The organism is Pseudomonas sp. RIT411 (assembly GCF_003057735.2).
GTDB classification, from domain to species: domain Bacteria; phylum Pseudomonadota; class Gammaproteobacteria; order Pseudomonadales; family Pseudomonadaceae; genus Chryseomonas; species Chryseomonas oryzihabitans.
In genome coordinates, this window is the sequence record NZ_QBIZ02000026.1 from 15,988 (window position 1) to 32,069 (window position 16,082).

At 66.6% G+C, this 16,082-nt stretch carries 15 protein-coding genes; 3 read left to right on the top strand and 12 right to left on the bottom strand.

Annotation, left to right across the window (positions count from 1 at the left end; all coding sequences use genetic code 11):
* Positions 1-10: 10 nt before the first annotated feature.
* The 5 genes from DBY63_RS23045 to DBY63_RS23065 all read right to left on the bottom strand — a co-directional run bounded on the left by DBY63_RS23045 (position 11) and on the right by DBY63_RS23065 (position 6,311).
* The gene (locus tag DBY63_RS23045) at positions 11-253 is read right to left on the bottom strand and encodes a hypothetical protein (RefSeq protein ID WP_042137455.1); all 243 of its coding nucleotides are present in this window, start codon (positions 251-253) and stop codon (positions 11-13) included.
* 59 nt (positions 254-312) lie between these two features.
* Entirely contained in the window at positions 313-1,029 is a 717-nt protein-coding gene (locus DBY63_RS23050; RefSeq protein WP_027598772.1) for a carbonic anhydrase, read from the bottom strand.
* Positions 1,030-1,205: 176 nt separating this feature from the next.
* Entirely contained in the window at positions 1,206-2,111 is a 906-nt protein-coding gene (gene pbpG, locus DBY63_RS23055) for a D-alanyl-D-alanine endopeptidase (protein WP_027598771.1), read from the bottom strand.
* A 248-nt stretch (positions 2,112-2,359) separates the two neighbouring features.
* Positions 2,360-3,895 carry an acetyl-CoA hydrolase/transferase family protein gene (locus DBY63_RS23060; RefSeq protein WP_042137459.1) on the bottom strand — a complete coding sequence of 512 codons (1,536 nt, stop codon included), beginning with the start codon at positions 3,893-3,895 and terminating at the stop codon, positions 2,360-2,362.
* Between the two features lie 964 nt (positions 3,896-4,859).
* Positions 4,860-6,311, bottom strand: a complete 1,452-nt coding sequence (locus DBY63_RS23065; protein ID WP_108582917.1) for an anion permease — start codon at positions 6,309-6,311, stop codon at positions 4,860-4,862.
* Between the two features lie 301 nt (positions 6,312-6,612).
* On the opposite strand from DBY63_RS23065, the gene DBY63_RS23070 reads away from it, so the two are divergent.
* Positions 6,613-7,137, top strand: coding sequence for a gamma carbonic anhydrase family protein (locus DBY63_RS23070; RefSeq protein ID WP_108582918.1), 525 nt, complete (start codon positions 6,613-6,615; stop codon positions 7,135-7,137).
* A 765-nt stretch (positions 7,138-7,902) separates the two neighbouring features.
* Here DBY63_RS23070 and DBY63_RS23075 read toward each other — a convergent pair.
* The 3 genes from DBY63_RS23075 to DBY63_RS23085 all read right to left on the bottom strand — a co-directional run bounded on the left by DBY63_RS23075 (position 7,903) and on the right by DBY63_RS23085 (position 10,556).
* On the bottom strand, positions 7,903-8,826 hold the full coding sequence (locus tag DBY63_RS23075) for an SdiA-regulated domain-containing protein (protein ID WP_108582919.1): 924 nt from the start codon (positions 8,824-8,826) through the stop codon (positions 7,903-7,905).
* A gap of 70 nt (positions 8,827-8,896) precedes the next feature.
* Positions 8,897-9,802 carry an SdiA-regulated domain-containing protein gene (locus DBY63_RS23080; protein ID WP_108582920.1) on the bottom strand — a complete coding sequence of 302 codons (906 nt, stop codon included), beginning with the start codon at positions 9,800-9,802 and terminating at the stop codon, positions 8,897-8,899.
* 88 nt (positions 9,803-9,890) lie between these two features.
* On the bottom strand, positions 9,891-10,556 hold the full coding sequence (locus DBY63_RS23085; RefSeq protein ID WP_027598765.1) for a fumarylacetoacetate hydrolase family protein: 666 nt from the start codon (positions 10,554-10,556) through the stop codon (positions 9,891-9,893).
* A 224-nt stretch (positions 10,557-10,780) separates the two neighbouring features.
* Between DBY63_RS23085 and serA the strand changes: the two genes are divergently transcribed.
* A complete protein-coding gene (gene serA, locus DBY63_RS23090) occupies positions 10,781-12,010 on the top strand; it encodes a phosphoglycerate dehydrogenase (protein ID WP_027598764.1) in 1,230 nt (409 codons plus the stop codon).
* 266 nt (positions 12,011-12,276) lie between these two features.
* Here serA and rpiA read toward each other — a convergent pair whose 3' ends face one another.
* A complete protein-coding gene (gene rpiA / locus DBY63_RS23095; protein ID WP_027598763.1) occupies positions 12,277-12,951 on the bottom strand; it encodes a ribose-5-phosphate isomerase RpiA in 675 nt (224 codons plus the stop codon).
* Positions 12,952-13,064: 113 nt separating this feature from the next.
* Here rpiA and ilvA point away from each other — a divergent pair, with 113 nt between their 5' ends.
* Positions 13,065-14,591 (top strand): threonine ammonia-lyase, biosynthetic, encoded by a 1,527-nt coding sequence (ilvA, locus tag DBY63_RS23100; RefSeq protein ID WP_305890890.1) that lies wholly within the window; start codon positions 13,065-13,067, stop codon positions 14,589-14,591.
* A gap of 234 nt (positions 14,592-14,825) precedes the next feature.
* Here the strand turns inward: ilvA and DBY63_RS23105 are convergent, their stop codons facing one another.
* The 3 genes from DBY63_RS23105 to DBY63_RS23115 all read right to left on the bottom strand — a co-directional run bounded on the left by DBY63_RS23105 (position 14,826) and on the right by DBY63_RS23115 (position 16,071).
* Positions 14,826-15,062 (bottom strand): hypothetical protein, encoded by a 237-nt coding sequence (locus DBY63_RS23105; protein ID WP_027599954.1) that lies wholly within the window; start codon positions 15,060-15,062, stop codon positions 14,826-14,828.
* Positions 15,063-15,121: 59 nt separating this feature from the next.
* Positions 15,122-15,571 carry a hypothetical protein gene (locus DBY63_RS23110; RefSeq protein WP_007161066.1) on the bottom strand — a complete coding sequence of 150 codons (450 nt, stop codon included), beginning with the start codon at positions 15,569-15,571 and terminating at the stop codon, positions 15,122-15,124.
* A gap of 101 nt (positions 15,572-15,672) precedes the next feature.
* The gene (locus DBY63_RS23115) at positions 15,673-16,071 is read right to left on the bottom strand and encodes a hypothetical protein (protein WP_108582922.1); all 399 of its coding nucleotides are present in this window, start codon (positions 16,069-16,071) and stop codon (positions 15,673-15,675) included.
* Positions 16,072-16,082 lie beyond the last annotated feature (11 nt).

Consider the following 16,082-nt stretch of genomic DNA (forward strand, 5'->3'; position numbering starts at 1 on the left):
CCGCGCACCCTCACTGACGATCCAGATTCGACCACATGCGCTGCCAGAAGGCGCCGGCCTCCTCGTTGCTGGTGCGCCAGGTCTGTTCCAGGCGCAGGCGTTCGGGTGCCTCGAGATCCTCCGGGCAGGCCAGGTAGCGATCCGCGGCGGCCTGGGCTTCGGCCTGCAGGCGGCGCCATTCGCGCACGTCATCCAGCCAGCAGCGGCCGGTGACGGTCTCGTAGTACTCGTGGGCGATTGCGTCTTTGCTCATGGGGCGTTCCAGGCGGGGGATACAGCCCTAGACCGCGGCTGACGCCGGGGGTGCCCGCCTCAGACGTCGAAGAAATCCACGTGGCCGTTTTCCAGGGTGTAGTAGGCGCCCACCACCTTGACCTGGCCCTTCTGTTGCGGCGCGAGCAGAGTCGGCTCGGAGGCTGCGCGCAGCCGCCTGACCGTGCGTTGCACGTTGCTGCGCACCGCCGCTTCCAGCAGATCCGGCGGGTTGCCGACCCGGGCGCTGAGCACTGCCGGCAGGATGGGTTCGATCATGGCGCCGATGGCACCGGGATAGAGGGCGTTCTGCTCCACCACCGCCACCGCGGCCTCCACCGCGCCGCACTTCTCGTGGCCCATCACCACGATCAGCGGCACCCCCAGCTGGCTGATGGCGTACTCCACCGAGCCCAGGGCGGTGGTGTCCAGGGTATTGCCGGCGTTGCGCACGATAAACAGCTCGCCCAGGCCGCGCCCGAACAGCAGTTCCGGCGAGACCCGCGAATCCGAGCAGGACACCAGCACGCAGAAGGGCGTCTGGCCCTTGGCGATCGCCAGGCGCCGGTCGCGATTGGTTTCCCCGTGCAGCGGCTGGTCGTCCATGAAGCCCTGGTTGCCGTCGATCAGCCGTTGCAGGGCCTGCTCGGCGGTGAGGGTGGTGTGGGCCTTGGTCGGGGCCGCCAGGGCGGGCAGGGCCAGGGGTGCCAGGGCGGCGGCCAGCGGCAGGCAGCAGGCGCACTGGAGGACTTGGCGACGCGACAGGGTGGGCTTCATCGGGACACCTCTTGGCGTGGGGGCGTGCCGGTACTGCGGTCTCCAGCGCTTGAGACAACTATTGTCGCCCGCCGCCGATCCCGCCAGGCGCGGCGCCCGGTATCCGACCCGCGGAAAGGCGCCGGGCAAGAAAAAGCCGCGTCGAGACGCGGCTTCGGGGTGGGCTCAGGCAGGGCTTACTGGCGGGCCAGCACCGTGCTGCGACCGGCCTTGGGCGCGCCCGGCAGAGGGCTCAGCGCGCCGGTTTCCAGCCAGCGGCGGACGCGGGTGGCGTCGGCCATGTGGGTGAACTTGCCAAAGGCGTCCATCACCACGAAGGCCACCGGACGACCGGCCATCACGGTGCGCATCACCAGGCAGTGACCGGCCTTGTCGGTGTAGCCGGTCTTGGTCAGCTGCACGCTCCAGTCGGCGTTGTAGACCAGGTGGTTGGTGTTGCGAAAGCCCAGCACATAGTTGGGATTGTGGAAGGCCTGGGTCTTTTCCGGGGTGGTGCTGAGCTGGCCGAGCAGCGGATAGTGCTCGGTGGCCTTGAGCAGGGTGACCAGGTCACGCGCGGTGGAGACGTTCAGCGGCGACAGGCCGGTGGGCTCGGCGTAGCGGGTGTTTCTCATGCCCAGGGCACGGGCCTTGGCATTCATGGCGGCGACGAAGGCCCGCTGGCCACCCGGATAGTGGTGGGCAAGGCTGGTGGCGGCGCGGTTTTCCGAGGACATCAGCGCCAGTTGCAGCATGTCGCGACGGGTCAGCTGGCTGCCCAGGCGCACCCGCGAGAAGATGCCGCGCATGGCCGGATTCTCGCTGATGTCGATGTCGATGGTCTGCTCCAGCGGCAGCCGGGCATCGAGCACCACCATGGCGGTCATCAGCTTGGTCACCGAAGCGATGGGGGCGACCTGGTCGGGATTCTGGGAAAACAGCACCTGGTTGGTCTTGAGGTCGACGACCAGGGCGTGGTTCGAGGCCAGGCGCTGGGCGGTGGCGGCGGCCGCGGCCTTGACCTTCGGTGGGGTCTGGGCCAGGACGGCCGGACTCAGCCCGACCAAGCCAGCCAGCAACAGGCCGGCAAGTTGATGACAGATCTTCACGGTGGCAGCTCTCGAAAAGGGGGCGGGGTTAGAACAACCGCGAACGGCAATGCCCCTTGCAGATCAAGGACATTGCTCAGAGATTTCACGTCTTTTATCACCCGGAATGTCGGCTGGGAATCCGACAAGGCAGCTTTTTACACAGCGCGCTGGCAAAAAGTCACAATTAGTTGCAGATGGGCGACGGACGGCAGGGATGGCGGAGCGAAAGGGCGCCCGAGAGGCCTCGGGCGCCTTGCCTTTCAGTCGTGGGCTTCCTGGGCAGCGGGGCCGAGCATGCTGCCGGTGACCAAGTAGCGCTCGTGCCAGGCCAGCGCCTCGGGCAGCAGGTGCGGGGTGTGCTTGCCGTGGCTGCCGGCCAGGGCGCGCTCGAAGTAATCCGCCAGCGCCGGACGGAAACTCGGGTGCACGCAGTGCTCGAGGATGGCCCGGGCGCGCTGCTTGGGACTGAGCATGCGCAGGTCGGCCAGGCCCTGGTCGGTGACGATCACCGAGACATCGTGCTCGGTGTGGTCGACGTGGCTGACCATGGGCACCAGGGTCGAGATCAGCCCGTTCTTGGCGGTGCTCGGCGCCATGAACACCGACAGATAGGCGTTGCGGGCGAAGTCGCCGGAGCCGCCGATGCCGTTCATCATCCCCGTGCCCATCTGGTGAGTGGAGTTGACGTTGCCATAGAGGTCGGCTTCGAGCATGCCGTTGAGGGCGATGCAACCCAGCCGCCGCACCAGTTCCGGGTGATTGCTGACCCCCTGCTGGCGCAGGATGATGCGCTTGCGCAGCGACTCGGCGTGCTCGACGAAGCGTTCGATGCCCGCCGGGCTCAGGGAGAAGGAGGTGGCCGAGGCCAGCTCCATCTTGCCGCTGATGAGCAGTTCCAGCATGCCGTCCTGGATCACCTCGGTGAAGGCGGTCAGCCCCTCGAACTCGCTCTCGGCCAGGCCCTGCATGAAGGCGTTGGCGATGTTGCCGACCCCCGACTGGATGGGCAGCAGATTGGCCGGGATGCGCCCCTGGCGGACTTCGAAGCGGAGGAAGTCCAGCAGGTGCGTGGCGATGGCCTGGGAGGCGGCGTCCGGTGCCTTGAACGGGCTGTTGCGGTCGGGGGCATCGGTCTCCACCACGGCCACCACCTTGTCCAGCGGCACTTCCAGATAGGGCGAGCCGATGCGGTCGCCGGGGTGCGCCAGTGGAATCGGCGTGCGGTGGGGCGGCAGGGCGCCGTCGGTGTAGATGTCGTGCATGCCGTCCAGGGCGTCGGGCTGCCAGCGATTGACCTCGAGGATCACCGCATCGGCCATGTCCAGCCAGGTCTTGTTGTTGCCCACCGAGGAGGAGGGCACCAGCAGCCCGTCTTCGCGAATGGCGGCGATCTCCACCACGGCCACGTCGATCTTGCCGAAGAAGCCATAGCGGACCTTTTCCGCCAGCTGGCCCAGGTGGATGTCCATGTAGTCCAGGCCGCCAGCGTTGATGCGGCTACGGAGCTCCGGATCGGACTGGAAGGGCACCCGCAACTCGATGCCATCGACCCGCGCCAGGGCGCCGTCCAGCTCCGGTGCGGTGGACGCGCCGGTCAGCACCTTGATGCGAAAGGGCTCGCCGGCGCCGTGACTGGCGGTGATGCGCTGGGCCAGGGCACCGGGCACGGCCTTGGGATAACCGGCCCCGGTGAAGCCGCTCATGCCCACGGTCATGCCGTGACGAATGAACTGCGCGGCCTGCTCGGCGCTCTGGCGCTTGGCGGCGAAACCGGGGTGGCGAATACGGTGGGACATGACGACCTCTGCGGGTGTTATCGAAAGCACACTAAGAATGTGGATTCTACGCCGAAGGGATGCTTAGGTCCCTAAGCAAAAGGTCGGGTGGAAGGGGAAATTTGGAAAGTGGGGTGGGTTGAGCGATAGCGAGGCCCAACGGATTAGGGTTATGGGTGACCTGGCTGTTTATCGTGGTTTGCTGATGATTTTTGTTTCGCTCACCCGGGCGAGTCATTTTTGCCAATCGCGGCTGCGCGCCCCGGACTACGCGTCCCGAACAAAAGTAACCAAAAGCGCTTGCCCCGGACATCCGGCCCTGCGCTGCGCTCCGGGTCCGCTCACGCCAGCGCCGTTCCGGGGTCGGTCGAGATGGGCCGTCCATGGCCCACTGGACCTCTCGCCGCATCCCTGCGGCTCGACCCACTCCACGACACTGGCGTTCGCCCTTCTGAACGGGGCGATTCGCCAGCCTGAAAGTGTTGGTTGAATAACCCGTAACTCGTAGCGTGGACAACGGCGAAGCCTTGTCCACTGATGGTGTCGGCGCCCAACAGTGGAAAACGCTGCGCGGTTTTCCACGCTACGAACTCTGAACTCCGAATTCCCAGGCTTGCGCCCCGCCCCGTCAGTGAGGCCGAGTGCAGGTGTCGCAGAGGGGGTATGCGAGGCAGGACGCCGAGCAAGGCGCGAGGGGCAGGAGGCCCCTTCGTGCCGAGCCCCCGGAGCGGCGCCGGAGCGAGGGGACCCGGAGCGCAGCGGAGGGCCGAAACGTGGGGACAGCGTTTTTGGTTACTTTTGCCGCGACTGGCAAAAGTGACTCGCCCGGGTGGGCGAAACAAAAGCCCTCAGAGCACTCGATAAACAGCTAGGGCACCCATAACCCTAATCCGTTGGGCTTCGCTATCGCTCAACCCAACCTACGCCGATCCGCCAGGGTCACCACAGCCCGGGCATTGGGCACTTAAAGCCCAACCTGCCCCCCTCACGCCACCATCATGATCCACGGCACCCCGATCCCCAGCAGTACCAGCAGGAACAGCGCCCCGAAGATCGTCCCCAGCCGCCAGTAGTCGGCGCTGGGCAGGTAGCCGCTGCCGTAGTACACCGGGCTCGGCCCGGTGCCGTAGGGGGTGATGACGCCCATCAGCCCCAGGGAGGTACCGAGCAGCAGGGCGAACACCGGCAGGTCGATGCCGGGGATGCCCATGCCGGCGGCCAGCATCACCGGCAGCAGCGCGGTGGTGTGGGCGGTGGAGCTGGCGAAGAGGTAGTGGGCGAGAAAGAAGACCACCACCAGCACCACCATGGCGGTGCCGGCATGGAAGCCGCCCAGATGGCCGGCGACCCACTGGCCGAACCAGGCGACGAAGCCGACCCGGGTCAGGCCATCGGCCAGGGCCACCAGGGTGGCGAACCAGGCGAAGGTGTTCCAGGCGGCCTTGTTGCCCAGGGCGTCGTTCCAGGTGATGACCTTGAGCAGCAACATCAGCACGATCACCAGGATGCCCACCAGCGCCGGATCGGCCCAGGCGGCGCCGAAGATCCACAGCGCCAGGGCACCGATCACCAGGGCCAGCAGCAGCTTTTCGTCGCGCGTCAGCGGGCCGAGTGCGGCCAGTTCCTTGGCCGCCCACAGCGGCACCTGGTCGTTGCGCTTGATCTCCGGCGGATACAGCCAGTAGGCCAGCAGCGGCAGCAGGGCCAGCAGGAGGATGCCCATGGGCGCGGCGGCGATGAACCACTGGCCCCAGCTGATGTGCACCTGGGCGGTCTTCTCGATCAGGGCGGCGGCCAGCAGGTTGGGCGCCAGGGCGGTGAGGAAGAGGGTGCTGGTGACGCAGGTGGAGGAGATCGCCACCCACATCAGGTAGGAGCCGATGCGCCGCGCGCTGGGGTCGTTGGGCTTGGAATCGTAGAGCAGCGGCAGGTTGCGGATCACCGGGTAGACGGTGCCGCCGCTGCGTGCGGTGTTGGACGGGGTGAAGGGCGCCAGGGCCAGGTCCGCCAGCATCACCGCATAGCCCAGGGTCAGGGTCCGCCGACCCATGGCCTTGACCAGCAGCAGGGCGATGCGCCGCCCGAGTCCGGTCTTCTCGTAGCCCAGGGCGAACATGAAGGCACTGAAGATCAGCCAGACGGTGTTGTTGGAAAAGCCCGCCAGGCCCCATTTCAGCGCCTCCTGGGGCGCCCGGAAGCCGGGGGTGGCCAGTTGCGCCGGACTGAACAGCACCCAGGGCGCCAGCAGGGCCGCCAGGGCCACGCCGATCAGGCCGATCACCGCGCCGGGCAGGGGCTCGAGGATCAGCCCCACCACCACGCCGGCGAACAGGGCGAAGTACAGCCAGGCATGAACGGGCAGGCCGTCGGGAGCCGGCAGCAGCGCCAGCAGTCCGGTGACGGCGAGGGGCAGCAGGAATTTCCAGGTGGTACGCATCGGGCGCTCGCAGATTCCGGTGGTCTCGGGAAACCGGCCTGGGCCGGGACGGCTGACGCTGCGGTTACAAGGACGGTGCGGTCAGCGGCCGCCAGCTTTGCAAAGGCCGAGGGCCTTTCCCAGCGTTCTGGCCGTGGTCATTCGTCGCAGTCGGACGGGCTTAGGTTCCCCTGGCATTCTTCCGCTATCGAGAATGACTTGCAACAACGCAGGGGCTCCTGTCGGCGTCGATTGCACCCAGGCCCCGCGCTGGCGAACAATCGGGCGTTCCGCCAACGACAACAATACGAGGAGCGACACCATGAAATACCGCCTGGGAGAACAGCGGGTCGAGTCCCATCCACAGAGCTGGGTCGCGCCCACCGCCGCGGTGATCGGCAAGGTACGCCTGGACGAGGGTGCCAGTGTCTGGTTCGGCGCGGTGCTGCGTGGCGACAACGAGCTGATCCACATCGGTCCGGACAGCAATGTCCAGGACGGCGCCGTGCTGCACACCGATCCCGGCTCGCCGCTGACCCTGGGGCGCGGCGTCACCGTTGGCCACCAGGCCATGCTGCATGGCTGCGAGATCGGCGACGGCAGCCTGATCGGCATCCACGCCGTGGTGCTCAACGGCGCGCGCATCGGACGCAACTGCCTGGTGGGCGCCAATGCCCTGGTTACCGAGAACGCGGTGATCCCCGACGGCTCCCTGGTGCTCGGCTCGCCGGCCAAGGTGGTCCGCGCCCTCAGCGAAGCCCAGCAGGCACAGCTGGCAGCCAATGCCCAGGTCTATGTGGCCAATGCGCGGCGCTATCTGGAGGAGTTGTTCGAGCAGGGGGAGTAGGCGGGGCTCAGGAGCCGAACTCTGCACTGGATGACCCCCTCTCCCCTTGGGAGAGGGCTGGGGTGAGGGTCGAGCCGCTGCCGCCTGTTGGGCTTCGCTGCGCCCAACACCGGCTGCGTAGCGTGGAAAACGGCGCAGCCTTTTTCACATGGAGATCAGGTGCCAAGCGCGCCCTCACCCCAACCCTCTCCCGGTGGGAGAGGGGGCTGTTCGAGCAGGCGTTCGTTGCCAGCGTCAAAGGCAGATTCGCTCCATTGTCGTCACGCCATCCACTAGCGCGGAACCACCCCCTCTCCCAAGGGGAGAGGGGGCTGTTCGAGCAGGCGTTCGTTGCCAGCGCCAAAGGCAGATTCTCTCCATTGTCGCCAGGCCATCCGCTAGCGCGGAACCACCCCCTCTCCCTCAGGGAGAGGGCTGGGGTGAGGGTGAAACCACTCCAGCCCGTTGGGCTTCGCTGCGCTCAACACCGGCTGCGTAGCGTGGAAAACGGCGCAGCCTTTTCCACATGGAGATCAGGTGCCAGGCGCGCCCTCACCCCGCCCCTTTCCCGAGGGGAGAGGGGGCTGTTGGAGCAGGCGTTCGTTTTTAGCGCCAAAGGCGGATTCGCTCCATTGTCGCCAGGCCATCCGCTAGCGCGGAACCACTCCTCTCCAGGTGAGGGAAGGCCAGGAACTGATCGCGGCCATGGGCCGCTCCTACGGATCAGGAAACACCTGTAGGAGCGGTCGCTACGGCGCACCGGCATGGCCGCGATGAGCCTCTACCTCACGGCTTCTCGAACCGATAGAACAGATTCGGCTCGCTGACCACATACAGCCGGCCCTGGTCGTCCATGGCCACGCCTTCGGCCTGGGGCACGCTGCGATTCAGGCCGTGCTGGCCGCGCAGCAGTGACAGCGAGCTGATCGGCTTGCCGTCGTCGTCCAGTTCCAGCACCAGCCGCGACTGATCCGAGAGCGCCAGCAGGTGGCCGGTGCCTGGGTCGAATTGCAGGCTGGAAAGATCGCGCACGAACAGGCGGCGATCGCGTTGCGGATCCGTGCGCAGCGACAGCGCCTGCAGACCTTCGAAGGCTTCGCTGCCGAGACCTTCGATCTCGTAGATGCGCACCGGATCGCTTTCCTTGGCGACGAAGAAGCGCTCGCGCGCCGCGTCGTAGGCCAGGCCTTCGTTGCCGCGGTTGTCGCTTTGCACGTCGCTGAGGCTGAAGGGGTGACTGACCTGGCGGTCGTCGATGTCCACCACCCGGGTGTCGGCACCGATCCGTACCCGCACCAGTCGCTGACGGCGCTCTTCGCTGATCATGTAGACGCCGGGGGCGATGTACTCGATGGCCTCCGGATCGCTGAAGCCCTTGAGCTCCACCTGGCGCAGCAGGCGGCCGTCCAGGTCCAGTTCGAGAAAGCGCGCCGGCTTGTTGGTGACGCTGACCAGGGTGCGGCGGTCGGGGTCGAAGCTCAGCGCCGAGACGTCGGTGATGCCGTCGCCGATGGGCCTGGCCTCGACGGTGACCCGGTAGCCCGGCAGCCACAGCGAGCGGGCCTGGCGGCTTTCGGCCTGGAGCTGGCTCTGGACGTTGAACCAGAGCCGCTCGAACAGCCGGTGCTGCTGGGCCACCAGGGTCAGGGCCAGCAGCAGGGCCCCGCCCAGCAGGGCACCCAGGGTGCGAGGGGAAAACAGCGGAAACATCGACAGGGTCCTGAGGCGGTAATGCCGCGCAGCCTAAGGGCGCGACCCTGAATTCAAGCTGAATAGGCGCTCATTGCGCCGCGGCGGACACCTTGTGAAACACGTGAAAGAGATTGGGTTCACCAATCATGTAGAGATTGCCGGCTTCGTCGAGGGCCACGCCTTCCGGTTGCTCCATGGTCGCCTTGAGACCGTGCAGGCCGCTTCTAAGGCTGATGAAGCTGACCGGCTGGCCGTCCGCGGTCAGCTCCACCAGGGTGTGGGACTGGTCGGACAGTGCCAGCAGGTGACCGGTGCGCGGATCGACCGCTACCGCGGAATAGTCGATTACCAGCTGCTTGAGCGCAAAGGGCTGCAGGTTGCCGGAGACGCCGCGGCCGTCGCTGGCCAGGGTGAAGAGGGCGGCCGGATCGCGTTCCTTGCTGAGGATCAGTCGCTGGTGCCGCGGATCCCAGGCGATGCCTTCGAAGCCCTTGTTGCCGGCGTCGGGAAAGCCCAGGTCGTGGTGTTCGAAGGTGTTGGCGTCCAGTTCGCGGGCGTCTTCGGCCAGCTGGAACAGCGATAGCCGCCGCTGGCGCTCGTCGACGATGGCCAGGCGCCCGTCTTCCAGAGCGGTCACCCCTTCGAGGTTGGAGACGTTGCGGATCGGGATGCGTCTGAGGATGTCGCCGGTCAGGCTCAGTTGCACCAGATAGGGGGTGCTGCCGGTGACGGCGAAGAGGGTGCGGGTACGGGGATCGTAGGTGAGGTCGGAGGTCTCGGCCTCGGCCAGGCCCGGCAGCGGCTTGCCCTGGATCACCGCCTGGTAGTCCGGCAGCCAGACCGCCTGGGCGCGCACTTCCGGCGGCGTGCGGTATTCCTGCCACCAGAGCAGCGCCCGGTCGTTCCAGTGCCAGACGAAGGTGAGGACGATCAGCACCAGCAAAACGAAGGCGGGGAGGAGGCGCGACAGGATGAGGCGGAGGAGTCTGGACATGCGGGCTCGGACGGCTTCTTGTTAGAGCGTCGCGGCCGTGCCGACACACCGTCGCCAGGCACCGGCCAGGCGACGGTGGGTGGCGGGGTTATAGCACGCGCGTTTCGAAGCGGCTAACGTCCGGCAGCTCCAGTACCAGGTCATCGCCCACGTTGAGAGGTCCGACACCTACCGGCGTGCCGGTGAGGATGACGTCGCCCGGTTGCAGGGAGAAATGCCCGGCGATGGTCTGGATCAGCGGCAGGATGGGGTTGAGCATGTCGCGACTGTTGCCGTCCTGGCGCACTTCGCCGTTGATGGTCAGGCGCACCGGGATGTCGGCCAGGTCCTCGAAGGCATCGCCCGGCACGAAGGGCGCGAGCACGCAGGCGCCGTCGAAGCTCTTGGCGATCTCCCAGGGATAGCCCTTTTCCTTGAGGCGGCTCTGCACGTCCCTGAGGGTCAGGTCCAGGGAGGGAGCGAAGCCGGAGATGGCGTCGCGCACTTCCTCGGCCGACGGCTTCTTCGACAGCGGCTTGCCGATCAGCACGGCGATCTCGGCCTCGTAGTGCACCGAACCCTGATCGGTGGGGATGGCGAAACCCTCGGCCACCGGCACCACGCAGCTGGCCGGCTTGATGAACAGCAGGGGCTCGGTGGGAACCGGGTTGTTCAGCTCCTTGGCGTGCTCGGCGTAGTTGCGGCCGATGCAGACGACCTTGCCCAGGGGGAAGTGGATCTTGGTGCCATCGAGGTACTGGTGCTGGTAGGCCATCTTGTGCTCCTGGTGAGTGGCGTCTGCTGGCGATCTTAACCAAAAGCGGAGGCCGCGGCGCGGTCCTGGTCGCAAGGCGCTCATGGTCGCCCTGAGAAAGCTTCAGGTCGCAACCGGACCTGCATCCGGTGGCTCATGCTAAGATAGCGACCCCTTTGCCGCTGGCTGACCTGGCCTGCGCCGCGCCGGCATCCTTCTCCCTGGACACTCTGGATTCAACGCAGATGAGCAAGACTTCCCTCGACAAGAGCAAGATCCGCTTCCTTCTCCTGGAAGGCGTCCACCAGTCCGCCGTGGATATCCTCAAGTCCGCGGGTTACAGCAACATCGAGTACGTCACCAGCTCTCTGCCGGATGCCCAGCTCAAGGAAAAGATCGCCGACGCCCACTTCATCGGCATCCGCTCGCGCACCCAGCTCACCGAAGAGGTGTTCGACTGCGCCAAGAAGCTGGTCGCCGTCGGCTGCTTCTGCATCGGCACCAACCAGGTCGACCTGCAGGCCGCCCGCGAGCGCGGCATCGCCGTGTTCAACGCCCCCTATTCCAACACCCGTTCGGTGGCCGAGCTGGTGCTGGCCGAGGCCATCCTGCTGCTGCGCGGCATCCCGGCCAAGAACGCCTCCTGCCACCGCGGCGGCTGGATCAAGAGCGCGGCCAACTCCTTCGAGATCCGCGGCAAGAAGCTGGGCATCATCGGCTACGGCTCCATCGGCACCCAGCTGTCGGTCCTGGCCGAGGGCCTGGGCATGCAGGTGTTCTTCTATGACGTCATCACCAAGCTGCCCCTGGGCAACGCCCAGCAGGTCGGCTCCCTGACCGAACTGCTCGGCATGAGCGACATCGTCACCCTGCACGTGCCGGAAACCCCCGCCACCCAGCTGATGATCGGCGAGCGCGAGATCCGCGCGATCAAGAAGGGCGGCATCCTGATCAACGCCGCCCGCGGCACCGTGGTCGACCTCGACGCCCTGGCCGCCGCCATCAAGGACGAGCACCTGATCGGCGCCGCCATCGACGTCTTCCCGGTGGAGCCGCGCTCCAACAACGACGAATTCGTCTCGCCGCTGCGTGGCCTGGACAATGTCATCCTGACCCCGCACATCGGTGGCTCCACCGCCGAGGCCCAGGCCAACATCGGCCTGGAAGTGGCCGAGAAGCTGGTCAAGTACAGCGACAACGGCACCTCGGTGTCCTCGGTCAACTTCCCCGAAGTGGCCCTGCCGTCGCACCCGGGCAAGCACCGCCTGCTGCACATCCACCAGAACGTGCCGGGCGTGCTGTCGGAGATCAACCGCGTCTTCTCCGAGAGCGGCATCAACATCTCCGGTCAGTACCTGCAGACCGACGAGAAGGTCGGCTACGTGGTGATCGACGTCGACGCCGAGTACTCCGACCTGGCCCAGGAAAAGCTGCAGAACGTCAAGGGCACCATCCGCTGCCGCGTGCTGTTCTAAGCTGCCAGGTGGCATGAAAAAGCCCCGGTCGGGTTCGCCTGACCGGGGCTTTTTTTGTGAGGTGGTGTCTATGATCGCGGCCATGCCGGTGCGCCGTAGCGACCGCTCCTACAGGTATATCGTGCTTTTGTAGGAGCGGCCGCATCGGCGGACCGCCATGGCCGCGATAAACGCCGTAGCGTGGATAACGGCGTAGCCTTATCCACTGGCCGTGCATGAGCTCACCTGTGGAAAACGCTGGCGCGGTTTTCCACGCTACGGGTGGCTCAGCTGCGCTCCAGCCGCTCCACGCCCTGAGCGGTGCCCAAGAGCAGCACGTCCGCCGGGCGGGCGGCGAAGAGGCCGTTGGCGACCACGCCGACGATGTTGTTGATCCTGGCTTCCAGGCCCACCGGATCGACGATGTGCATATTGTGCACATCGAGGATGACGTTGCCGTTGTCGGTCACCACGCCGTCGCGGTACTCGGGGTCGCCGCCCAGTTTCACCAGCTCGCGGGCCACGTGGCTGCGGGCCATGGGGATGACTTCCACCGGCAGCGGGAATTCGCCGAGGACGTCGACGCGCTTGCTGGCGTCGGCGATGCAGATGAACTTGCGTGCTACGGCGGCGACGATCTTCTCGCGGGTCAGGGCCGCGCCGCCGCCCTTGATCAGATTGAGGTGGCCGTCGGCTTCGTCGGCGCCGTCCACATAGAATTCCAGGTCGCTGACACCGTTGAGGTCATAGACGGTGATGCCATGGCTTTTCAACCGGTCGGCGGTGGCCTGGGAACTGGCCACGGCGCCATCGAACTCCAGCTTGTGCTTGGCCAGCAGGTCGATGAAGAAGTTGGCGGTCGAGCCGGTGCCCACGCCGACCACGCTGTCGCGGGAGAGCTGGGGGAGGATGAGGTCGACCGCGGCCTGGGCGACGGCCTGCTTGAGCTGGTCCTGATTCATGGGGGTATCCGCGAAAACGGGTGGAGGGTCGCCGATTATAGCCGCTCGGACGGCCTGGCTAACCCACCCGGAGGTGCCCGTAGTAGACTTTTCGCCCCCGCCGCACCCACCGGATCGCTCCGCCGATGCTCGAACACTATGTGAAGAAGACCCTGCTCGCCCCCGTCTACGACGTGGCCATCGAAACGCCCCTGCAACCGGCGCGGGCGCTGTCCGAACGACTGGGCTGCCAGGTGCTGCTCAAGCGCGAAGATCTGCAGCCGGTGTTCTCCTTCAAGATCCGCGGTGCCTACACCAAGCTGGCCAGCCTTTCGGCCAGCGAAAAGGCCCGTGGCGTGATCACCGCCAGCGCCGGCAACCACGCCCAGGGCCTGTCCCTGGCGGCGCGCGAACTGGGCGTGCGGGCGATCATCGTGATGCCACGCACCACGCCGGAGCTCAAGGTCATCGGCGTGCAATCGCGCGGTGGCGAGGTGGTGCTGCACGGCGACGCCTTCCCCGAGGCCCTGGCCGAGGCGCTGCGCCTGGTCGAGGAGCAGGGTTACACCTTCGTCCCGCCTTACGATGATCCCGACGTCATCGCCGGTCAGGGCACCGTGGCCATGGAGATCCTGCGCCAGCATCCTGGTCGGCTGGATGCCATCTTCGTCCCGGTCGGGGGCGGTGGTCTGATCGCCGGTATCGCCGCCTATGTGAAATACCTGCGCCCCGAGATCAGGGTGATCGGTGTCGAACCGGACGATTCCAACTGCCTGCAGCAGGCCATGGCCGCCGGTGAGCGGGTGGTCTTGCCGCGGGTGGGGCTGTTCGCCGACGGCGTGGCCGTGGCCCAGATCGGCCATCACACCTTCGAGATCTGCCGGCGTTATGTCGATGAGGTGATTACCGTCAGCTCGGACGAGATCTGCGCGGCGATCAAGGACATCTACGACGATACCCGCTCCATCACCGAGCCCTCGGGCGCCCTGGGCGTGGCGGGGATCAAGAAATACGCCGAGCGGGAAGGTTCGAGCGGCCAGGTGCTGGTGGCCATCGACTCCGGCGCCAACATCAATTTCGATCGGCTGAGACACGTGGCCGAACGTGCCGAATTGGGCGAGCAGCGCGAAGCCATCATCGCCGTGACCATCCCCGAGCGGCCGGGCAGCTTTCGTGCCTTCTGCGAGGCCCTGGGCCGGCGGCAGATCACCGAATTCAATTACCGCTACCACACTGGCGAAGAGGCCCACATCTTCGTCGGCGTCCAGACCCATCCTCAGCGCGATCCGCGCGACGCCCTCATCCAGGGCCTGCGCGACCAGGGTTTCCCGGTGCTGGACCTGACCGACAACGAGCTGGCCAAGCTGCATATCCGCCACACCGTGGGCGGCCATGCCGCGCGGGTCGGCCAGGAGCAGGTGTTCCGCTTTGAATTCCCCGAGCGCCCCGGGGCGCTGTTCGACTTTCTCGAAAAGCTGGGCGGGCGCTGGAACATCAGCATGTTCCATTACCGCAACCACGGCGCGGCGGACGGGCGGGTGTTCGCGGGGCTGGAGGCCAGCCAAGCCGAGCGGGAAGAGCTGCTGGCGACCCTGGATGCCATCGGCTATCGCTATTGGGACGAGACGGAGAATCCGGCGTACCGGTTGTTCTTGGGCTGAGGTTCGGTGTGTTGGGCTTCGCTGCAGGTAGGGTGGACAACGGCACAGCCTTATCCACCGTTGGCACCGGAGCCTGTCAGTGGAAAAGGCTGCGCCGTTTTCCACGCTACGGCGATGCGCCCACAAGCCCACGCTGGAGCAGACCGCCCCCTCTCCCTCGGGGAGAGGGCTGGGGTGAGGGTAGCCCGATACCGCTAGTCCCGCCCGTTGGGCTTCGCTGTGCTCAGCACCAATCTACGAAGCCAGCGGCTCCACCCGGATATCCGTCAATCCATGCACCTCCGCCTGGCGCAGGATGGCCGCGGCGGGAGCATCGGCGGGCGGCAGGGCCAGGCTGTTCTCGGCGTCGGCGCGCAGCTGTTCCAGCACGGCCAGGGCGGCTTCGTGCGGGGCGAGACTGGCCTGCGGATGCTCGAGGTCGAGCTGGCGGGACTCGCCGTCCTTGCGGTAGTGGACGCGAAACATGGGCATGGCGGCGGCCTCGGGGCGGGTTTCTACACAGACTTCCCCGAGCGCACCGCCGTTCCGATCTACTTGAGGATGACCAGTTTGCCCTTGAGGGCGACACCGGCCATGAGGGCACCGGCGTGGCACTCGTAGCGGGTGGGGTCGCTCCACTCGTTCTTCTTGTAGTAGCTGGTGATGTCGGTGACCGCATTGGCACCGGCGGCCTTGGCCGCTTCCTGCAGGCGGATCAGCGCCGATTGCAGCACCCAGCGGCAGGCGACCTCGTCGGTCTTGTTGAAGGCGTTGGTCTTCTGGTTGGTGGTGATGCTGGAGTTGACCACCGTGGCCTTGCCCGGCACCGGGTTGCCGGCCAGGTAGAACTTCACGCTGCCATCCAGGCGCTTGGCGGCCAGGGCTTCCTGGACGACTTCGGCGAAGGGCAGTTGCAGGGTGGTGTCGCGGGCCTGGGCGGCGCCGGGCAGCAGCGCGGCCAGGCTCAGGGTGAGGGCGAGGGTGGAGGTGAGGATACGCATGGTGACTTCCTTGTGGTGGTGGGGATGACTGTTTAACCCGGAACGCCCGCTCCGTCAGCCGTGGGACCGGCGTTCTGTGCTATCGCGCAGGCCGCGGATGGTCACTCCGCGGCGGCTGCGGGGGCCGGTAACTGCAATTGCCGCCGGATGTCTGCGTCGAGCAGCTGGACCCATTTGTTGTAGTTGCGATGGATGCGCTCGCCGTCGTAGTCGAGGCCGGCGCTGTCGCGGTAGCGGATCTGGTAGCCCTTGGTGCTGTAGGGGATGTCGATCCAGGCCTGGTGGCGATCGCGCACCACGATGCTGGCGACCACCAGGCCGGGGCTCTCCTGGCCGACGCTCCAGCCACGGCGTTCGAGGGTGTCGACGATGGCGCGCCGGACATCGGCGGCGTTCTCCACCCGATCCGCCGGAAAGACCTCCTGGGGCGTCACCAGGGGCGCGCGGGTGCAGGCCGCCAGGAACAGCAGAGCGGAGACGAGCAGCAGGCGACGCAACATGGGCATACCTC

Bases quoted from the DNA above. Each gene is read 5' to 3' on its own strand.
- DBY63_RS23045 (WP_042137455.1), bottom strand. From the start codon at position 253: ATGAGCAAAGACGCAATCGCCCACGAGTACTACGAGACCGTCACCGGC.
- DBY63_RS23050 (WP_027598772.1), bottom strand. From the start codon at position 1,029: ATGAAGCCCACCCTGTCGCGTCGCCAAGTCCTCCAGTGCGCCTGCTGC.
- DBY63_RS23060 (WP_042137459.1), bottom strand. From the start codon at position 3,895: ATGTCCCACCGTATTCGCCACCCCGGTTTCGCCGCCAAGCGCCAGAGC.
- DBY63_RS23065 (WP_108582917.1), bottom strand. From the start codon at position 6,311: ATGCGTACCACCTGGAAATTCCTGCTGCCCCTCGCCGTCACCGGACTG.
- DBY63_RS23070 (WP_108582918.1), top strand. From the start codon at position 6,613: ATGAAATACCGCCTGGGAGAACAGCGGGTCGAGTCCCATCCACAGAGC.
- DBY63_RS23075 (WP_108582919.1), bottom strand. From the start codon at position 8,826: ATGTTTCCGCTGTTTTCCCCTCGCACCCTGGGTGCCCTGCTGGGCGGG.
- DBY63_RS23080 (WP_108582920.1), bottom strand. From the start codon at position 9,802: ATGTCCAGACTCCTCCGCCTCATCCTGTCGCGCCTCCTCCCCGCCTTC.
- DBY63_RS23085 (WP_027598765.1), bottom strand. From the start codon at position 10,556: ATGGCCTACCAGCACCAGTACCTCGATGGCACCAAGATCCACTTCCCC.
- serA (WP_027598764.1), top strand. From the start codon at position 10,781: ATGAGCAAGACTTCCCTCGACAAGAGCAAGATCCGCTTCCTTCTCCTG.
- rpiA (WP_027598763.1), bottom strand. From the start codon at position 12,951: ATGAATCAGGACCAGCTCAAGCAGGCCGTCGCCCAGGCCGCGGTCGAC.
- DBY63_RS23105 (WP_027599954.1), bottom strand. From the start codon at position 15,062: ATGCCCATGTTTCGCGTCCACTACCGCAAGGACGGCGAGTCCCGCCAG.
- DBY63_RS23110 (WP_007161066.1), bottom strand. From the start codon at position 15,571: ATGCGTATCCTCACCTCCACCCTCGCCCTCACCCTGAGCCTGGCCGCG.
- DBY63_RS23115 (WP_108582922.1), bottom strand. From the start codon at position 16,071: ATGTTGCGTCGCCTGCTGCTCGTCTCCGCTCTGCTGTTCCTGGCGGCC.